Origin of the sequence: Parapedobacter indicus (genome assembly GCF_900113765.1) — a bacterium.
In the GTDB taxonomy this organism is placed as follows: Bacteria; Bacteroidota; Bacteroidia; order Sphingobacteriales; family Sphingobacteriaceae; genus Parapedobacter; species Parapedobacter indicus.
Map to the genome: position 1 here is coordinate 141,402 of NZ_FOQO01000012.1, position 17,037 is coordinate 158,438.

At 40.8% G+C, this 17,037-nt stretch carries 15 protein-coding genes; 13 read left to right on the top strand and 2 right to left on the bottom strand.

Annotation, left to right across the window (positions count from 1 at the left end; translation table 11 throughout):
* Positions 1-3 precede the first annotated feature (3 nt).
* From BMZ56_RS21690 to BMZ56_RS21730, 8 genes are all read left to right on the top strand, one after another.
* Complete coding sequence (locus tag BMZ56_RS21690; protein ID WP_090630764.1) at positions 4-1,086, top strand: glycosyltransferase; 1,083 nt, start codon at positions 4-6, stop codon at positions 1,084-1,086.
* Complete coding sequence (locus BMZ56_RS21695) at positions 1,067-2,527, top strand: lipopolysaccharide biosynthesis protein (protein WP_090630768.1); 1,461 nt, start codon at positions 1,067-1,069, stop codon at positions 2,525-2,527. Before BMZ56_RS21690 ends, BMZ56_RS21695 begins: the two co-directional genes overlap by 20 nt.
* A 259-nt stretch (positions 2,528-2,786) precedes the next feature.
* Positions 2,787-3,923, top strand: coding sequence for a glycosyltransferase (locus BMZ56_RS21705; RefSeq protein WP_177195253.1), 1,137 nt, complete (start codon positions 2,787-2,789; stop codon positions 3,921-3,923).
* Positions 3,920-4,963, top strand: a complete 1,044-nt coding sequence (gene wecB / locus BMZ56_RS21710; protein WP_090630776.1) for a non-hydrolyzing UDP-N-acetylglucosamine 2-epimerase — start codon at positions 3,920-3,922, stop codon at positions 4,961-4,963. Before BMZ56_RS21705 ends, wecB begins: the two co-directional genes overlap by 4 nt.
* A 72-nt stretch (positions 4,964-5,035) precedes the next feature.
* Positions 5,036-6,313 carry a glycosyltransferase gene (locus tag BMZ56_RS21715; RefSeq protein ID WP_090630779.1) on the top strand — a complete coding sequence of 426 codons (1,278 nt, stop codon included), beginning with the start codon at positions 5,036-5,038 and terminating at the stop codon, positions 6,311-6,313.
* Positions 6,314-6,738: 425 nt separating this feature from the next.
* Entirely contained in the window at positions 6,739-7,563 is an 825-nt protein-coding gene (locus BMZ56_RS21720) for an O-antigen ligase family protein (protein ID WP_143072988.1), read from the top strand.
* On the top strand, positions 7,560-8,669 hold the full coding sequence (locus BMZ56_RS21725) for a glycosyltransferase family 4 protein (RefSeq protein ID WP_090630784.1): 1,110 nt from the start codon (positions 7,560-7,562) through the stop codon (positions 8,667-8,669). Before BMZ56_RS21720 ends, BMZ56_RS21725 begins: the two co-directional genes overlap by 4 nt.
* Positions 8,666-9,748, top strand: coding sequence for a DUF1972 domain-containing protein (locus tag BMZ56_RS21730; RefSeq protein ID WP_090630787.1), 1,083 nt, complete (start codon positions 8,666-8,668; stop codon positions 9,746-9,748). The genes BMZ56_RS21725 and BMZ56_RS21730 overlap by 4 nt, the downstream gene beginning before the upstream one ends.
* Positions 9,749-9,761: 13 nt before the next feature.
* Here BMZ56_RS21730 and BMZ56_RS21735 read toward each other — a convergent pair whose 3' ends face one another.
* Positions 9,762-11,387, bottom strand: coding sequence for a hypothetical protein (locus tag BMZ56_RS21735; protein ID WP_090630789.1), 1,626 nt, complete (start codon positions 11,385-11,387; stop codon positions 9,762-9,764).
* Positions 11,388-11,528: 141 nt separating this feature from the next.
* Here BMZ56_RS21735 and BMZ56_RS21740 point away from each other — a divergent pair, with 141 nt between their 5' ends.
* A complete protein-coding gene (locus BMZ56_RS21740; RefSeq protein ID WP_090630793.1) occupies positions 11,529-12,431 on the top strand; it encodes an NAD-dependent epimerase/dehydratase family protein in 903 nt (300 codons plus the stop codon).
* Here BMZ56_RS21740 and BMZ56_RS21745 read toward each other — a convergent pair.
* A complete protein-coding gene (locus tag BMZ56_RS21745) occupies positions 12,408-13,379 on the bottom strand; it encodes an MraY family glycosyltransferase (RefSeq protein WP_090630796.1) in 972 nt (323 codons plus the stop codon). The genes BMZ56_RS21740 and BMZ56_RS21745 overlap by 24 nt on opposite strands.
* An 82-nt stretch (positions 13,380-13,461) precedes the next feature.
* Between BMZ56_RS21745 and BMZ56_RS21750 the strand changes: the two genes are divergently transcribed.
* The 4 genes from BMZ56_RS21750 to BMZ56_RS21765 all read left to right on the top strand — a co-directional run bounded on the left by BMZ56_RS21750 (position 13,462) and on the right by BMZ56_RS21765 (position 17,030).
* On the top strand, positions 13,462-13,911 hold the full coding sequence (locus BMZ56_RS21750) for a WxcM-like domain-containing protein (RefSeq protein ID WP_090630799.1): 450 nt from the start codon (positions 13,462-13,464) through the stop codon (positions 13,909-13,911).
* Positions 13,912-14,223: 312 nt separating this feature from the next.
* Positions 14,224-14,781, top strand: a complete 558-nt coding sequence (locus BMZ56_RS21755; protein WP_090630802.1) for an RNA polymerase sigma factor — start codon at positions 14,224-14,226, stop codon at positions 14,779-14,781.
* A gap of 29 nt (positions 14,782-14,810) precedes the next feature.
* Entirely contained in the window at positions 14,811-15,821 is a 1,011-nt protein-coding gene (locus tag BMZ56_RS21760; RefSeq protein WP_090630804.1) for a FecR family protein, read from the top strand.
* 36 nt (positions 15,822-15,857) lie between these two features.
* Positions 15,858-17,030 (top strand): M24 family metallopeptidase, encoded by a 1,173-nt coding sequence (locus BMZ56_RS21765; RefSeq protein WP_090630807.1) that lies wholly within the window; start codon positions 15,858-15,860, stop codon positions 17,028-17,030.
* Positions 17,031-17,037: the final 7 nt, after the last annotated feature.

The following is a 17,037-nucleotide window of genomic DNA, read 5'->3' on the forward strand; positions in this document are numbered from 1 at the left end:
AATATGAACATTTTATTGCTGCCGAGGAATATTGCGTCGATACCGGCGATCACATGCGGCGAATTGAACAAGCATATCGATATCCAAGCGAAGAATGTTATCCAAAGGCGGAATATATATACTTCGACAGATGCCCATGCTGTTTTCTTGCCTTGGAACGTTTCAAGAAAAAATCCCTTTAATTGGTTATATACTCGGGTTAAAAGTTACTATACATTAAAGAAATTAATCAAATGGGCCGACGTAGTTCACTATTGTTGGGGGCCTTATTTCCCTTCGGGAAAAGACATTAAGATAGCACACAAAATGAAAAAGGCCATTTTTGTCGAATGGCTTGGCAGTGACATAAGAAATCCGAATTTTCTTTCTTCAATTAATCCCTATTATGGATCGGCTTTCAATAATCCGTATGAATACCGAAAATCGGAAGAGGCTTCAAAGGCTGTACAGAAAATGTTTGCGCGTTACAATGCTATTCCATTCCAAGCCCCAGAAATGAGTTTATATATTGATAGGAAGTTGTTTCCTAGAAGTTACACGTTATTTCAAAGGGTAGATTTGGAGGATTTCGAACCTGTTTACCCTTCATTAGCGCAAACACGACCTCTTATAGTGCACGCACCTTCCTCGTATGCGACTAAGGGGACGAATTTTATTATTGAAGTAATAGACGAACTGAAAAAGGCCTTTTCTTTTGAGTTTAAATTGATTCACAATGTGAAAAGAGAAGAGGCTTTAAAACTAGTCGCTCAAGCTGATGTCTTTTTGGATCAAATAATTTTGGGGGGGTATGGCATGGCAGCGACTGAGGCAATGGCTATGGGAAAACCGGTGCTAGCTTACATAATGCCAGAAGTTTATAAGATGGGATTGTCTTCTGATTGCCCAATTGTCAGCACCAATCCAGATAACTTGAAAAGCAACTTAATCAAATTGATTACGGAAGCGCAGACGCGGCATCAGTTGGGAATAAGAGGGCGTCAATTCGTGGAGGAATATCATGCTTCATCTAAGATAGGTCCGTATTTGATTGAAATCTATCGAACAGAGCTCAAAAAACTAGGCAATGCCCATTTCTCGGATTAAATCTCTTGCGAAAGACAGTATAATATACGGGTTATCAAGTGTAATTGCAAGGTTGATAACCGTTTTCTTGGTCCCGATATATACGCGAATTTTTTCTCCGGAAGACTACGGCACGTTGAATATTATCAACACTACATTTATGCTGATTGGGGTGTTGGCGGTATTTGCTTTAGACTCGGCCACAGCACGATGGTTTTATGATACTTCCGATGAATCCGAAAAGAAAGCCACTTTTTCATCGTGGTTTTGGTTTCAATTTACAGTTTCTGTGCTATTTGCTCTATTACTTATAGCAATGACGCCTTTTTTTGCCAAATACCTTTTAAAGTTACCGCTGGAAACTTCATGGAATCTATGGATTCTTCCGAGTGTGACCCTTGTCGCGAACATTCTTCCTACCATGATTGTCAGTTGGCATCGATTACACAGAAAGCCGATAGCTACCGTCATATTCTCCCTAAGTCAGTCTTTGTTTACTATTCTACTCACGTTGGTTTTTGTTTTGGTCTTGAAATGGCGATTAGTCGGGGTTTATGGTGCGTTGCTCGTATCGGCAACTATTTTTAGTTTCATAGCGCTATATCAAATGAAGTCGTGGATTAATCCCACACTCTTTAGAATGAAAAAATTGAAGGAAATGCTCAATTTTTCGCTGCCCTTGATCCCTTCTGCAATCGCATTCTGGCTTTTGAACGCATCCAATAGTTATTTTTTACTATATTTTAAAGATAAATCGGAAGTAGGTTTATTTTCGATTGGAGTCGCGCTGGCATCAGGTGTCAAAATATTTACAGGTGCTTTTCAACAGGCCTGGGGGCCATTTGCTTTTTCTATAATTAATGAGCCTGACGCCAAATCAACTTATGCTAACGTTTTTTATGTATTTGGAATGTTAGGCGGAATGTTAATCCTTAGCGTTTTTCTCTTCTCTCCTGAACTTCTTAAAGTTCTTACGTCTCCTCGTTATTATTCCGCGGCTTGGACTGCTTCTATACTAAGCGTGAATGTAATACTGATTGCATTTACATATATTGCGTCAATAGGGACGAATATTATGAAGGATAATAAACCCTATGCCGTCGGGGTTACATTTGCTGCTGTGTTGACCATTATCTATAATATTTTGCTTACCCCTAGATTTGGAAAAGAAGGATCAGCTCTAGCAACTCTTTTAGGTCAGTTGATTTTGCCAATGTATGTGTTTTATAAAGCCCAAAAAATGTTTTATATTCCTTATAATTTTAAAAAGGTAATTTCAATTATTTTGACGGCAGCCTTTCTGGGGACATTAGTGCGGCTGGTGCCATTTTCAAATTACCCGATAGAATTTTGCGTAAAGGTTCTTACTTTAATTTCATTTATAATTACTCTGTTCGGCTTATCACGTCAAAAACTCATTAGTTTTTTAAAGCAGCGGTATTCAAAGCGAATGAAAACATAACCGTTTGTTCTCAACTTCTCGTCATTCAATGAAGGAAAAAATTTTTAATTTGAAAGGATATTATGTGTCAGAGCCGGTTGAAGCTATAAAGCCATTGAGCGTAGACCAAATCAATCGTGATAAATTGAATGCTAATATCGTATCAAGGTACTTTTCCTCTGAACAAAACAATATTTTACAACAACAAAAAGAACATAGTTTATTGAATACATCGGTTTAACTGAACGAGATAATTTCATTTCCTACAAATTTTACACTGGTGAAAAAAAAGCTACTTATATTAACGACTCGATCACTTCATCGAGCACCAAGAATTATAAGAGAAATTGAAGCGCTGCAACCTGAATTTGATATTACGGCGGTAGGCTTGTCTGCGCCTAAGATCGAAAAGGTGAATTTTATAAACATCACAAAAATACACCTACATGTGATTGATCGCGCTATTAGAAAACTCTACAGATTATTTAATAATGGTCAATTACCCAAATTTCGACTACCCTTTTTTGATAGGTTTGTGGAATGGATTATTAAACACCATGCCCCAGATGTCGTAATTGTGCATGAACCAGAATTTTTGCTATATGTAACTTCATTGAAAGAAAAATACGGATTTCGATTAGCGTTTAATGCCCACGAGTATTATCCTCTACAGTTTGAGCATAAGTCTGTTTGGATGAGAACGTATGGGCTTATGTATGCAGATATTTATCGGAAATATCTAGACAAGGTAGATTTGATGATCAATGTTTGCGAAAGTATTGCAAAAAGATGTAAATCTGAGTTTGAAAAAGACTCTATAGTTATCCCGAATGCAGCCTTTTACAGGCCGGACATCCAACCACGAAAAGTTGGTGAGTTTCCAATTCGTTTGATTCACCATGGCGCAGCAATACGCTCAAGGTCTCTAGAAACCATGATTAATGCAGTCGCAAAGCTTGGCGATAGTTATCAATTAGATCTCATGTTAGTAGAAAATGAAAAAGGGTATTACGACGAATTGAATGATTTAGTCTCGAAAACAACAAATGTCAAAATGATAGCACCTGTTGATTTTGATAACATAGTGCCTTTCATCAATAAATACGACATCGGATTGTATAGTTTGAAGCCTTCTAGCTATAATCAAGAGGTTGCTCTTCCAAACAAGTTATTTGAGTATATCCAAGCTCGACTATGTTTAGTTGTAAGTCCGTCTGTCGAAATGTCTAATATCGTTGTCAGTAATGATTTGGGGATAGTTAGTAGGGACTATGACGAGGGCTCAATCGCTGCAGCTATTGGCTCGTTGACAATTGAAAGGGTGAATCACTGTAAAGAAAAAGCAAATATAGCGGCAAGAAAACTATCTGCAGAACAGTACGAAGGTCTCTTTCTAAATAGTATTAATAGCATATGAAAAAAATAATCTCGGTTATAGGTGCCCGTCCTCAATTTATTAAACATGCACCGATGCAACTTGAGTTGCAAAAGCACTTTAACTCTATAACGTTACATACAGGCCAGCATTATGATAAGAATATGAGTGCGGTTTTTTTCGATGAATTGAACATGCTGCCTCCTGATTACCTCTTTGATATCGGAGGCAGTAAGCGGCAGGGGGAGCAAACTGGTATCATGATGACTGCAATAGAAGACGTTTGTGCGCAAGAGAAGCCAGATGCTTTGTTAACCTATGGAGATACAAATAGTACGCTCGCAACAGCCTTAATTGCTGCTAAAATGCATATTCCACTCATTCACATTGAAGCGGGCTTACGTAGTTTTAATCGCCAAATGCCCGAAGAGATCAATAGGATTATTGCAGATGAATTTTCCCATTTGTTATTTTGCCCAACTCGGCAAGCTGTAGCAAATTTAGCTAAAGAAGGGATAGAACATGAACGTATTTTCATTTGCGGGGATGTTATGGTAGATACACTTTCATTAGTGCGAGACAAAATTAGTCGAAAAATTAGCACTCCATACTATTTTGCTACGTTACATAGACCATATAATACCGATGACCATAGGCGGCTAAAATCTCTCTTAGATAATTTTCAAAGTCTTGATCACGAAGTCGTCTTCGCAGTTCACCCACGGACGGTCTTCATGTTAAGAAACTCTGCTATCGATCTGGAAAGTTACAATAATATTGAATTCATAGATCCGATTGGATATATCGATTCTGTTTCATATCAAGCATTTGCGGAAGCTGTTATCACGGACAGTGGCGGTATGCAAAAAGAAGCATATATATTACGAAAGAAATGTGTAACCTTAAGAAGTGAAACTGAATGGATAGAAACACTTCAACATGGATGGAATCAACTTGTATATGACAATTTAGCAGAGTTAAGGATTGCGCTCCATCGCGAACCGGGAAAGTATATTGAAAACCTATATGGCAATGGCCGCGCCGCGCAAGAAATAGTAAATATCATTAAAGATAATATATGAGAAGCCGACAGGCTTAAAGCTGATTTTCATAGATTCAGTCATTAAATTATAGATCTTGTTATTAAGCTTGCTTTGAAAAAAATTTTAATAATATCAGCGTATTTTGCTCCTTGCTCCTTAACGCCGTCACAACGCGTAACCTATTGGGCTGAAAATTTTCATAAACATGGAATTTATCCGGTAATAATTACTAGGGCATGGAATAAGAATGTAAGCGATTACATTGATACTAAAAAGCCAGTTGGAACGAAAATAGTTCGGGAAACGCATTCGAATTATGAAGTGATATACGTCCCTTTTAAGCCAGGACTGGCGGATTCCGCTTTTCTTAAATTTAGCGGAGGGATATTCGCTCCCATATTTCATTTGGCCAAAATTATCGACCTACTAACAATCGGATTCACTTTTAGGTTCTCGTCCTATAAACATATACTACGGGAAGCTATTAATTTGGTGAAAGATGTTTCTTTTCAGAAAGCGATTATTTCTGGGGAACCTTTTCACCTTTTTAAAATTGGCTACATTCTAAAAAAGAAATTCAATTTAGATTGGATTGCCGATTATAGGGACGATTGGACTACCAACGAACTTCAAACGTCTAGACCTGGAAGACTTTTAAGGTCACTACTATTAAGAATAGAGCGAGCGCATGAAATCAAATGGGTGACATCCGCCACCTTGATAACATCAGTATCTCAACTATATACGGAAAGAATTTCAAATCTTCTAGGTATTCGTGGTGAGACTATTGCCAATGGTTTTGACGAAGGTCTTCTTACCTTTCCCGATAGTGAATTGAATGATGAGTTCACGATTACGTACAGTGGTACGCTTTATCCGAATCAGGATATAAGTATAGTCATTAATGCGATAAGGCGGTTGAAAAAGGACGGGATCAAGGTTCGTCTAGTATTTCTTGGGGCTGGGTATGAGCCCAGTCAGAAAATTAGAGTCAAAAATCTGTTAGGGGAGCTGTATCAAGAAAGCGGCTTTGTGACCGACAAGTACCCAAGGGAACAGGCTTTATCCGTTTTGAAACGGTCGCACGTTTTTTTAGCGGTGGCATACGGGGAGCTGAAGGGTATCCCTTCGAGTAAATTATATGAATATATCGGGTTATCAAAGCCCATTTTACTTTGCCCCTCCGATAACGATGTGATGGAGAGTACCATATTGTATAGTGGAATTGGATATATTGCGAACGATGAAATTAAGTGTGCCGAAGTAATCAGGAAACTAATATCACATTACGAAAATGGGGAGATAGAGAATACTATCAATGTCAATTTCAAGCGCAATCTTTCTTTTGGCCGTGCCAATCAACTCAAATTATTGGCTAACTTCGTTTAATAGTGGGCTACGTCACATCCATATTTAAAAAAAGATGGCCGGTTTACATGATTTTTGTTTACGGCTTATTCTATATAGCCCCGTTCATCGATGCGTTAACTGGATACCTAGTCTTATCGGACATCACTTCGGAATCATCCATAGGCTCCCCATCCCAATTACTGCGAGGATGTCTTTTTTTGATGTCAATTTCATTTATTCGAAGGTCTGAGGCTAACGTTTTTTACTTTCTTCTTATCTATTTAGTATCGGTCGAAATTCTCAGTTTCTTTTTATATCTGAACTTTAGAGGGCTGATTATTTCACTGGTTACAGTCTACAAGCTCATTTATCCTGTTTGCATATATCTTGCTTTAAAGAATCTTTTATCTAAACAGATATATTTATTCATAGATATAAAAACGTTCTTCTTCAATTCGGCATTTTTGTATAGTATCGGAATCGTAATACCTTTTATTTTCAATATCGGTTTCCCTACATACGAAGCGGGCGGTTTTGGAACGAAAGGGTTTTTTGCTTCGGGAAATGGGTTAGGAATGTTTTTGGGTGTAATCTTGCTGTTTGCATATCAACAACGAATTTATACTCTATCACGTAAGGACTTGTTGAAGTTTTGCTGCATTTTATTAGCGGTATTCTTTGTCGCCACAAAAGCAACAGCAATATTCTTACTCATATTTTTGGGGTTGCTATTTTTAAGGTTGGCCAGCTGGTTGAGAATGTTGCTTATATCAATGTTATTGATTTACGTTTACATAAGTTACAATGAAATTGTTGGAGCGTTAAAAATTATGTTTGATGTAATAGCTTATCGATATGAGACAAGCCCTGACTTTCTGACTTTTATTTTAAGCGGACGAAATGTAATGATTCATCAAGCTTTTGAAGAATACTCAATAGAAGGTCTTTATGCATTGCGTCCTTTAATTGGAAGTGGAGCTTTCTTATCGTTTCGAGATCCTTCTAATAATCCGCAGCTGTTCGATATGCTAGAATCGGACCTAATAGATGTTTTTTTTATGTTCGGTTTCATTGGTGTTGCAATTTACTGTTATATTTTTTTCAAACCTGCTGTATTTTTTTTTCGTAAAAAACTATGGATTCCGTTACTCTTGTTTTCAACAGTACTTTTTCATTCCATACTAGCGGGGCACGTTATTTTTAATGGAATGTCAATCTTAGGAGTAATATTAATGTATCTATATATGTCTTTTGGAACGTTTAAAAGAACTCGTCAAAATCTGTCATGAAAAGCCGTAACCATAGAATTAAGATTATTTGCTATCATCTTTTAAATGATTACACGGGAAGCACAAACATCCTCTCTGCCAATTTGGCTTTCCTTGCGTCGAAAGGTGTTAACATTGACGTTTACTCATCATTCAATAATGACGGTTTTTTAAGTGAAGTGAACGGCATAAATAAGATAAATGTATATTATAAGTTTACGAAAAGCAAATTTTATCGCTTGGTATTGTTTGTTATTGCACAAATCCGCTATTTTTTTTCTCTTTTTAAATATTCTTTTTCAAAAGATGTTACAGTATATGTTAACACTATTTTGCCGTTTGGAGCGACAATTGGTGCTTTTTTTTTGAGAAAGCGGATTGTTTATCACATCCATGAATATCCCATAAATCGTTCCGTAATAAATCGCTTGGGAATGTTCATCGCGACCAACTTGGCAACCAAGTTGATTTTTGTTTCTAATTATGTACAAGAGTCCTTCGGACTGACCAACGAAAAAAGGAGCTGTGTTATTAGAAACTATATATCCGAGCGCTTACTTGTTACCTCAGCTGATCATACTCCGCAGTTTAATCAACAGATGAATATCCTTATGATTTGTTCCCTGCGTGTTTATAAAGGGGTAGACGTTTTTGTTGAGTTGGCTCGAAAGCTACCAAACCATCGCTTTACTTTGATAGTTTCTGCTGACAACGACGAAATAGAAAGCTATTTCAGTCATCAGGAGCTTCCATCCAACCTTTTAATTTTACCGACTCAAAAAGACCTCCAAAAGTTTTACTCTACGGCGAACCTTTGTTTGAACCTTTCGATTCCAGATCAATGCATTGAAACATTTGGTCTAACTGTCTTAGAGGCAACAGCTTACGGGTTGCCGGCGATTGTTCCACCTGTCGGAGGTGTAACAGAGATAATCGAAGACGGCAAGAATGGATTCTTAGTTGATCCCCGCGACATAACTACGTTAACCCGAACTATTAATGAAATCGCCACGAACGAAACTTTGTACTATAAGCTTTCGACCAATGGCAAGGCAATGGCCAAGAGGTTTAATAGACAGAAGTCGTTTGAAAAACTTGAAGAAGTAATTAACGCAATAGGCAAATGAAAAGGAAAACGATAGCTATTATTGGTACCAATGGACTACCTGGTCGATATGGAGGATGGGACCAATTGATGAATAATTTAACTACGAAGTTAAGAGGAAAGTATCATTTTATAGTTTATACCAGTTCTTTTAATGCTGTTGAGGGGATAAAAGAGGTAAACGGTGCAAAATTAGTTATTATAAAACTTAAAGCCAATGGTTGGCAAAGTGTTCCGTATGACGGTATATCTCTACTTCATGCTGCTTTTAAGTATGACATTCTGCTAGTACTAGGAACGTCTGGCTGTGTAATATTACCTTTGATTCGTTTATTTAGTAAAAAGATCATTTTAAATCCAGATGGCGCAGAGTGGAAAAGGGGAAAATGGAATCCCGTCGTACAGCGGTTCTTAAAATTATCAGAGCGCATCGGAATAAAATTCGCTCATTCTGTGATAGCTGATAATAAAGTGTTCCAAGATCATATTTTAAAGGAATACAATAAGGCCTCTTTTCTTATCGAATATGGTGGAGATAATGCCGTTTCCGTTGAACTCACAGAAAACACATGTAGAAAGTATGAGATTCAGAAAGGAAATTATGCGTTCAAAGTGTGTAGAATTGAGCCGGAAAACAATATAGATTTGATTTTGGAGGCATTTTCGTGCTGTAAATCTAAAATCTTGCTGATAGGTAATTGGAATTTTAGTGATTACGGAAGAAAATTGAGAAAAAAGTATAGTGGATTTGAAAATATGCTGCTGTTGGATCCAATCTATGAACAGGTTACATTGGATGAACTGCGAAGCAATTGTGGCATTTACGTTCACGGACATAGCGTGGGCGGAACGAATCCCTCCTTAGTTGAAGCGATGACTTTGGGATTGTGTTGTCTTGTTTACGATGTAGACTACAATAGGGAAACGACAGAAAATAAGGCTATTTATTTTAGAAATAGTGAAGAGCTTAAAAAACTTGTCAACGATTTTGAAAATGGCGTCTTAGATAATCAATACGTTGGGCAAAAGATGACTGAAATTGCTAAAAAACGATATAAATGGAGTGTAATTGTTGATAAGTATAATCAACTCTTTAAATAACACGGATTGAAGCCTAATTTACCTGAAGTGCTCCTTTGAGCTTTGATGGCATCTTAAGCATCCTATTTCGGGTGCCAGATGCCTTATCTTTGAATTCCATAATACGTCTATTCTTTCTAGAATGGCTTATTATTTCGGCTTCACTTAAGTCTACATTGACCCAAGTATAAATATTTTTGCCTGAACGATTAGTCCAGTAGATCAATGGTGAATCTCCTTCCTCATCAAATATTTCCACAGTGCCTGAAATGATCAATCCGTATTCTGGGCTGTCTTTGCTTACGCCACCCCATCCATTGCTTTTGATCAAGTATTTGTTGACACCGATATTGCAATTTTCAAATTTTAATTTTCCGTATATCGCTTCGGTATTAATAGCTAAAATGTCGGATCCATTGACGTTACAGTTGTTAAAAGTAATGTCTGATTTTACATTTGTCCGAAGGTTAGCAACTACCGAGGAGATTCGATACTCCTCTCTTATATTGTTTTGATGCCATATTCTAGAATTGTTAATTTGAATATCACATGAATTAAAAACTACGGTAATGTTCCCGCGAGATTCATTCCCCGTGATAAAGGCAGTTAAACCGATATTTGACGCCTTGACGGTGTTGAGCACTAAAGTGGTTTCGTGTGCAGTTGAACATGAAGCGAAGCCGACGGTCGAGCAGTTTGAGCAAGCTGCATTATTTACGACTAAATGCGCAGACCCTGCTCTAAATGCATTCCCCAAATCTTTATTTAACCCGTTAGCAAACATGTCGCTATAATTCCCGCCGTTAACAACCGCTTGCATACCTTTGTCTTCGACTACAATACCTGCCTTTCCGCAATATTTAGAGGATCCCCCCTTAACCTCTGTTCGATGTGCGGTACAATTATTAAATTCCAAATAATAGTCTATTTGGTTTTTCAGATTTTCTCCACACCAGCCGTCTGCGCAAAAAGCGGCATACCCTAAAGAAGCAGGATTTGAAAAACAATCGTTAAAATAGATTTTGTTGCTTGATGCAGAATAGAATGATGCTACGGAACCACATAAAAAGGCCTTACAATCGTTTATTTTGACATTTTCACACTTGATAATTGCAAGTGCATGGCCGCCGTTTTGCTGAAGAAAAGGAGCACGGTTATTATGCGGCAAACGCACAGAGGCGTCTGCATTGCCCCAGTTCTCGCCTTTTCCGTAGAAAGAAAAATTCTCTATAGTAATGTTCTGGCACCGATCTAGCGAAAGTGCCGTAGGAAAATTTACTTTAGTCTTACCTGCCGACGGGTTTTTCACTCTAATAGTGCCGTTCTTCAATAGGACGTTGCGTTTATTAAATAGACGAGGGACATTTTCAATTTGTATGGCGTCTTTATCTTTCTCACCTTTGATATTTTCAAATATAGTAATATCTAACCCTTCAAAATCTATGATATTACCGTTTTTAACCTTATTGAGAAGCTTAACCAAGACTTCGGTTTCATCGGTTCCGTCTCCTTTAAGTCCTTGTGACTTAGCTCTTAGTGTTTTGTTTAGTCGCGTATATATGGAGTTTGATTTGGTGATAGAAAACGGAACTACGGTCAAGAATCCTATACCTCCTTTTAAAAAAAGTCGCCTCGAAAGCTTTTTGATGAGATCAGCCATAATTAATGTTTAACAATATGTGCTATATAAATTGAATTTTTGTTTTTTTGTCTAACGAAAACGATCTAATGCATAAATGCTATATTCGCAATATGCGTTTTATTGCGTATTGGACTTACTCCGCGCAAATTTTTTCTGTAAATGGCTGTAACCACTGTTATCATATCTGGCTCTAACGGTTTTGTAGGGCAAAATCTTGGTTCCTATCTAAACTCCGATAGATTCAAAGTATATCCATTGTCCTTAAGAGATGAATGGGAACAACAAATACCGGACCAATATGATGTAACTATCCATCTTGCCGGGAAGGCCCATGATATTAAAAACTCAAGTAACCCAAAAGAGTATTTTCACGTTAATACCGATTTAACTAAGCAGTTGTTTGGTCAATTCTTGCGTAGCAATGCCCGGGATTTTATTTATTTCAGCAGTGTAAAGGCTGTAGCCGACACCGTAGAGGGCGTGCTGGATGAATTTGTTTCGCCCGATCCCCAAACGCCTTATGGTCAATCTAAGTGGCAAGCAGAGCAATATCTGAATAGCCAACCACTTCCAGCGGGAAAGAGAGTATTCATTCTTCGCCCATGCATGATTCACGGGCCGGGTAATAAAGGCAACCTTAACCTGCTTTACAAGATGGTAAAAACAGGGCTACCCTACCCTTTGGCTGCGTTTCAAAACCGGCGATCCTTCCTTTCCATTGATAATCTGCAATTTGTGGTTAAGTCGCTCATTACAAATCCGGATATTCCTAGTGGCACATATAACCTAGCTGACGACGAAGCCCTATCGACCAATGAACTCATTCGTATTATTGGCGAGGCAAGGGGAAGGCGTACACGGCTTTGGCGGCTGTCTCCGGGCCTAATCAATGGGGTGGCTAAACTGGGTGATAAATTTAAACTTCCTCTTAACACGGAACGGTTAAAGAAGCTAACTGAAAATTATGTGGTGGGCAATACTAAAATTAAAAATGAATTGAAGATCGCGCACATGCCGATTTCAGCGAGAGAAGGATTGCTAAAGACCCTCCGAAGTTTTTAACATTCCTATTAAAATATACCGCCTTATCCCAATATACACCAACACCAAAACCATTAGAACACACACACCCACTTTGATTTGTGTCTCAATAGGATATAAAGTTGACGCAATTACTAACGCACCTGTACCAACTTGTAACAACCCGTAACACGTAGAAATCGTCAACCGATTTCCCTCTGCTTCATTCGCCAAATACTGATACAAATGCGTGCGATGTGCCTTGAAGATATTTTCCCGCCGAAATAATCTATAAATAATTGTTAGTACACTATCAACTCCATACACCGCAAAGAATAGAATATAAATCAAATTACTGGTAGCCAAAATCAAACTCAGCGTTGCAAAAATCAAGATAAAACTCATTCCCACGCTTCCGACATCCCCGGCGAAGCACTTGGCGCGCTGTCGGAAGTTGAAAAAAGCAAATACGCCATTCGCAATTGCAGTGCAATACAACAGCCGGTCATCCACGAAACTGATATCCCGGTTGGCCAGCCAAAGCTGCAATAGCACGGCAAAGCTGTACATCGCAGTAATGCCGTTGATGCCGTCCATAAAATTGTAAGCGTTGATGGTGCCGATAACTAAGATTAACGCAATGGGAACCACCCACCAAGGATACTCGAATAGTTGAACCTCGATAAAAAGTAGTACCACCGACAATAGATGTATGCTGATGCGAATGCGGTTGGATAGCGTAAGGATATCATCAAGAAAACTGATGAGCGTGATGAGGGTAAGGCCCGCAAAAAAGTAGGGATAAGCAGCTCCGCTCCAGATAAACCAGGCCAGCGCACCCAAATAGAATACGACCCCGCCACCACGGATCGTAACCCGTGTGTGGCTGCTTCGCTCATTGGGCCGATCGATGATGTTATAGCGGTCGGCAATGCGGAAATACACCAACATGGCCGCAAAAAGTAGAACAGCTATCAATGCGAGAAACATGCGGCAAATATAGATTTTTCTGGAGGCCAATTTCAACAGAATTAATAAATTGCACCCGACTAATGTTGAAAACAGAAATTGTATGGAAGAGATCGTAATAACACAGGGCGGTGTCGCTAGTGACCATCGCGGAAGTATTCGGTTTGTCAATGATTTTGACATGACAGCGGTGAAGCGATTTTATATTATCGAAAATAAAGACACCGAGACGATCCGTGGGTGGCGGGCACATCGGATTGAACAACGTTGGTTTTATGTATTAGAAGGTGCTTTTTTCATGAAAACAGTTAAGATCGATGACTGGAGCCAGGCTTCCAAGGAATTGCCGGTGGAACACACGATTCTGCGGAGTGAGGAACAGCGAATTATACATGTACCCGTAGGATTCGGAACGGCTTTTCAAGCGCTGGAACCCGGAAGCAGGCTATTGGTGTTTGCTGATCACGGCATCGAGCATGCGCAGCATGACGATTATACCTACCCCGTAGATTATTTTATCCGAACACATACCCCAATAGGTAGTAAAGTATAATAAACACGACGATGGTTCCGAGACATCCGAACCCAAGCTTTTTGGCGCCCCAACCGGCAATCAATGCCCTGAATAATTTGTTCATACTCCTCTTCGTTTAGTTCGAAACGTTTAACAGGTTTACAACAAAATAAGCCGAGCAATGTTTTCGACTCATCACGGTTAACGAACGTATCCGTCGATCAAGGAAACATTGGCCGTAGCTAGTCTAGGAACACATTGTTGCGAGGCGATGAAGCATAGTTAAAATAATTTTAGGTGTTTTCCCTACTTGTGCAACCCTATGCCAAATGACTAACTGACAAAGCCGATATGCATCGTTGTGAAGTGACAGATGAAATGTTGTTGAATGCGCTCAAGAATCACGATTCTTATGCATTCGAGGCCATTTATCATCGCTATTGGCGACGATTATTTGTTTTTGTGTATCAGCAGATGGGTTCCAAAGACGAGGCCGAGGAGGTTCTTCAGGACCTCATGTTGAGCCTGTGGCAGAACCGGTCGGATTCGAATATCCGCAACCTGAGATCCTATCTCTTTATCGCCGCCCGAAACCTGGTAAACATGCATTACCGGAAGGAAATCAACCTGCGTAAGTACCGGGAATTTCAGCTTATGCAGGAAGTGATGGAAAGCATTCCGCCGGAGAACGCCGTATACGAGAAGGAGCTGTTGGATGCGATTGAAAAAGTGCTGGAGAAATTGCCCGAGAAAACGGCCTGTATTTTCCGAATGAATAAGCTGGACCACGTTTCGGTGAATAAGATTGCAACGCATATGGGATTGTCTGATAAAGCCGTAGAATATCACCTTAGTAAGTCAATGAAAGTGATGCGGAAACAACTGCAGCGCTATCTGTTAGCGAATTAATTGAAGACCGAATAAACAATGTTACACGTATGACAACGGGGGAGTTTGAAAAGCTGGTAGAACGGTATCGGTTGGGTGAATGTACACCGGATGAAATAGCCTTTGTGGCAAAATGGATGGAAAAAAATGCGGGCGCCGCCGAGGATGATAGTACGGTTTTCAAAAATGAGGAAGAAGCGATCCGCAGGGAGGAAGAAGGCTGGAACAGGATTCAGCAGCTAGCGGGTTTTAAGCGTAAAACGGCAACACGGCGCATGCGCAATCGGTACTGGTGGGCTGCTGCCGCCTGTGTTGCATGGGTGGTAGGCGGGCTGCTTTTTTTAAATAGGGCATCGGATTCTCAACCGGAGTTGGCGGGTTTGGAAACCTTCAATACATCGGCAAACCGGCAGCGGATCACCCTGCCCGATAGCAGCACCGTGGTACTCGGAGAGGGGTCAAGCATCATCATCAGCGAGGACTATGGCATGAAAAACCGGGTGGTTCGTTTGAAGGGCGAAGCGTTTTTTGAGATAGTGCCCAATCCGCAGGCTCCCTTTCTGGTATATAGCGCCGACCTGATCACGGAAGTGCTCGGTACGAGTTTTTCGATCAAACCGGAAGCAAAGGGGAAGACCATCGAGGTTTCGGTAACGACCGGTAAAGTGTCGGTCTATGCTGGCGAGAAAGACCGGAACAAACGGAGGCGGGGGGTCATCCTGACAACCAATCAGAAAGCGGTGTACGATGCCGAATCAAAAACGATCCGGCAGGATTTGGTAGACCACCCCAAAATCGTGGAAACCGACGCTCCGGAAGCGGTGTTCAACTTCGACCAGACGCGTGTTAAAACCGTGTTGGCTACGCTTCGGCATTCATACAAAATGGAAATTGTGGTGACGAATCCGGTGCTGAACGATTGCCTGTTTACCGGAAACCTGAACGGTTTTGACCTGTTTCAACAGCTGAACTACATCTGCGACGTCATAAACGCGCAGTACGAGGTGAGGGGCACCACGATCTTCCTCACCGGGGAAGGGTGCCGAGCACCCAAGGAGTAACGCGCGGATCGTATTGGCTAATTTAACTACCTCAACATGAATAGTGTGAAGATTGAAAAAGAAGAATTTCAACAGCGTATCGAGAAAATCCAGCACAGCCTTGAAAGGCACGGCTTGGATGCGATGATTGTGTATGGCGACGAATACCGGAAAGAGAACCTCCGTTATGTTGCTAACTTCTGGCCGATATTTGAACGAGGTGCCTGCTTCATACCCCGGAAAGGGGCACCCATCCTAGCAGGAGCACCGGAGGGCGAGAAGTACGCCCGGGAAATGACTTGGCTGGAAGACGTACGCAACATAAAAGAATTTGCATGCGTATCGGTTCCGGAAGAAATTGAATATCCGTTAGCGCAGTTTTCTTCCTTGTCCGACATCATCCGGGAGGTTTCCGGTGGGGGCACAAAGGTGGGTCTGGTGGGATATTGGGACATTCCGGGGCCGATATATAACCGGATGAAGGATGCAGTGGGCGGGGGGGAATTATCGGATGCTTCAGCCATTCTCGCGGAACTGCGCCTGATAAAGTCGGAGGCCGAAATCGCTTGCTTGCGGGAAGCCGGAAGGCAAGCATGCTTGGGGTATGAAAAGCTGATTGAAACCTGCATTCCCGGAACGACAGAGGTGCAGGCTGCTGGGGCCGCCGAAGGTGTGGCGCGTTCCGAAGGGGCCGAAGACATTAATTTCACGGTATTCGGAAGCGGCAAGCGGTGCGATACCGTGATCGGCCGGGCTACCCATAAAGTGATAAGAGACGGTGATATGATTATGGCCGCGATGGCGGTTCAATACGAGGGGTATGTCGCCACGGTTGAGTATCCGTTTGTGGCCGGAAAGGAATCGGATACGCAACGTGACTTCCTCCGTGTGTTGTTCGAGGCAGCAGAAGTGCAGTACGGCTACCTGCGGAATGGCTGCCCGGCGGGCGAAATGGTTAAGGCGGTAAGTGAGGTGTTTAAAAAATACGATATGCAGCAGTACGATGTATATCCGCCGTTGCACGGAATCGGCCTGGCCGAAGCAGAATCGCCCTACCCGGATAAAGATGCCGACTACCTCCTGAAAAGTGGAATGTGCGTAAACTCGGACATCAGTCTGTTTGGGCACCCGCACGGGTCGAACCGCATTGAGGAAGGGTTTGTAATACGGGACAACGGCCCGGAGTCGCTGACACCGGCAATCCGCGAACGTATCAGAAAGGGTGTGTGAAACTTCA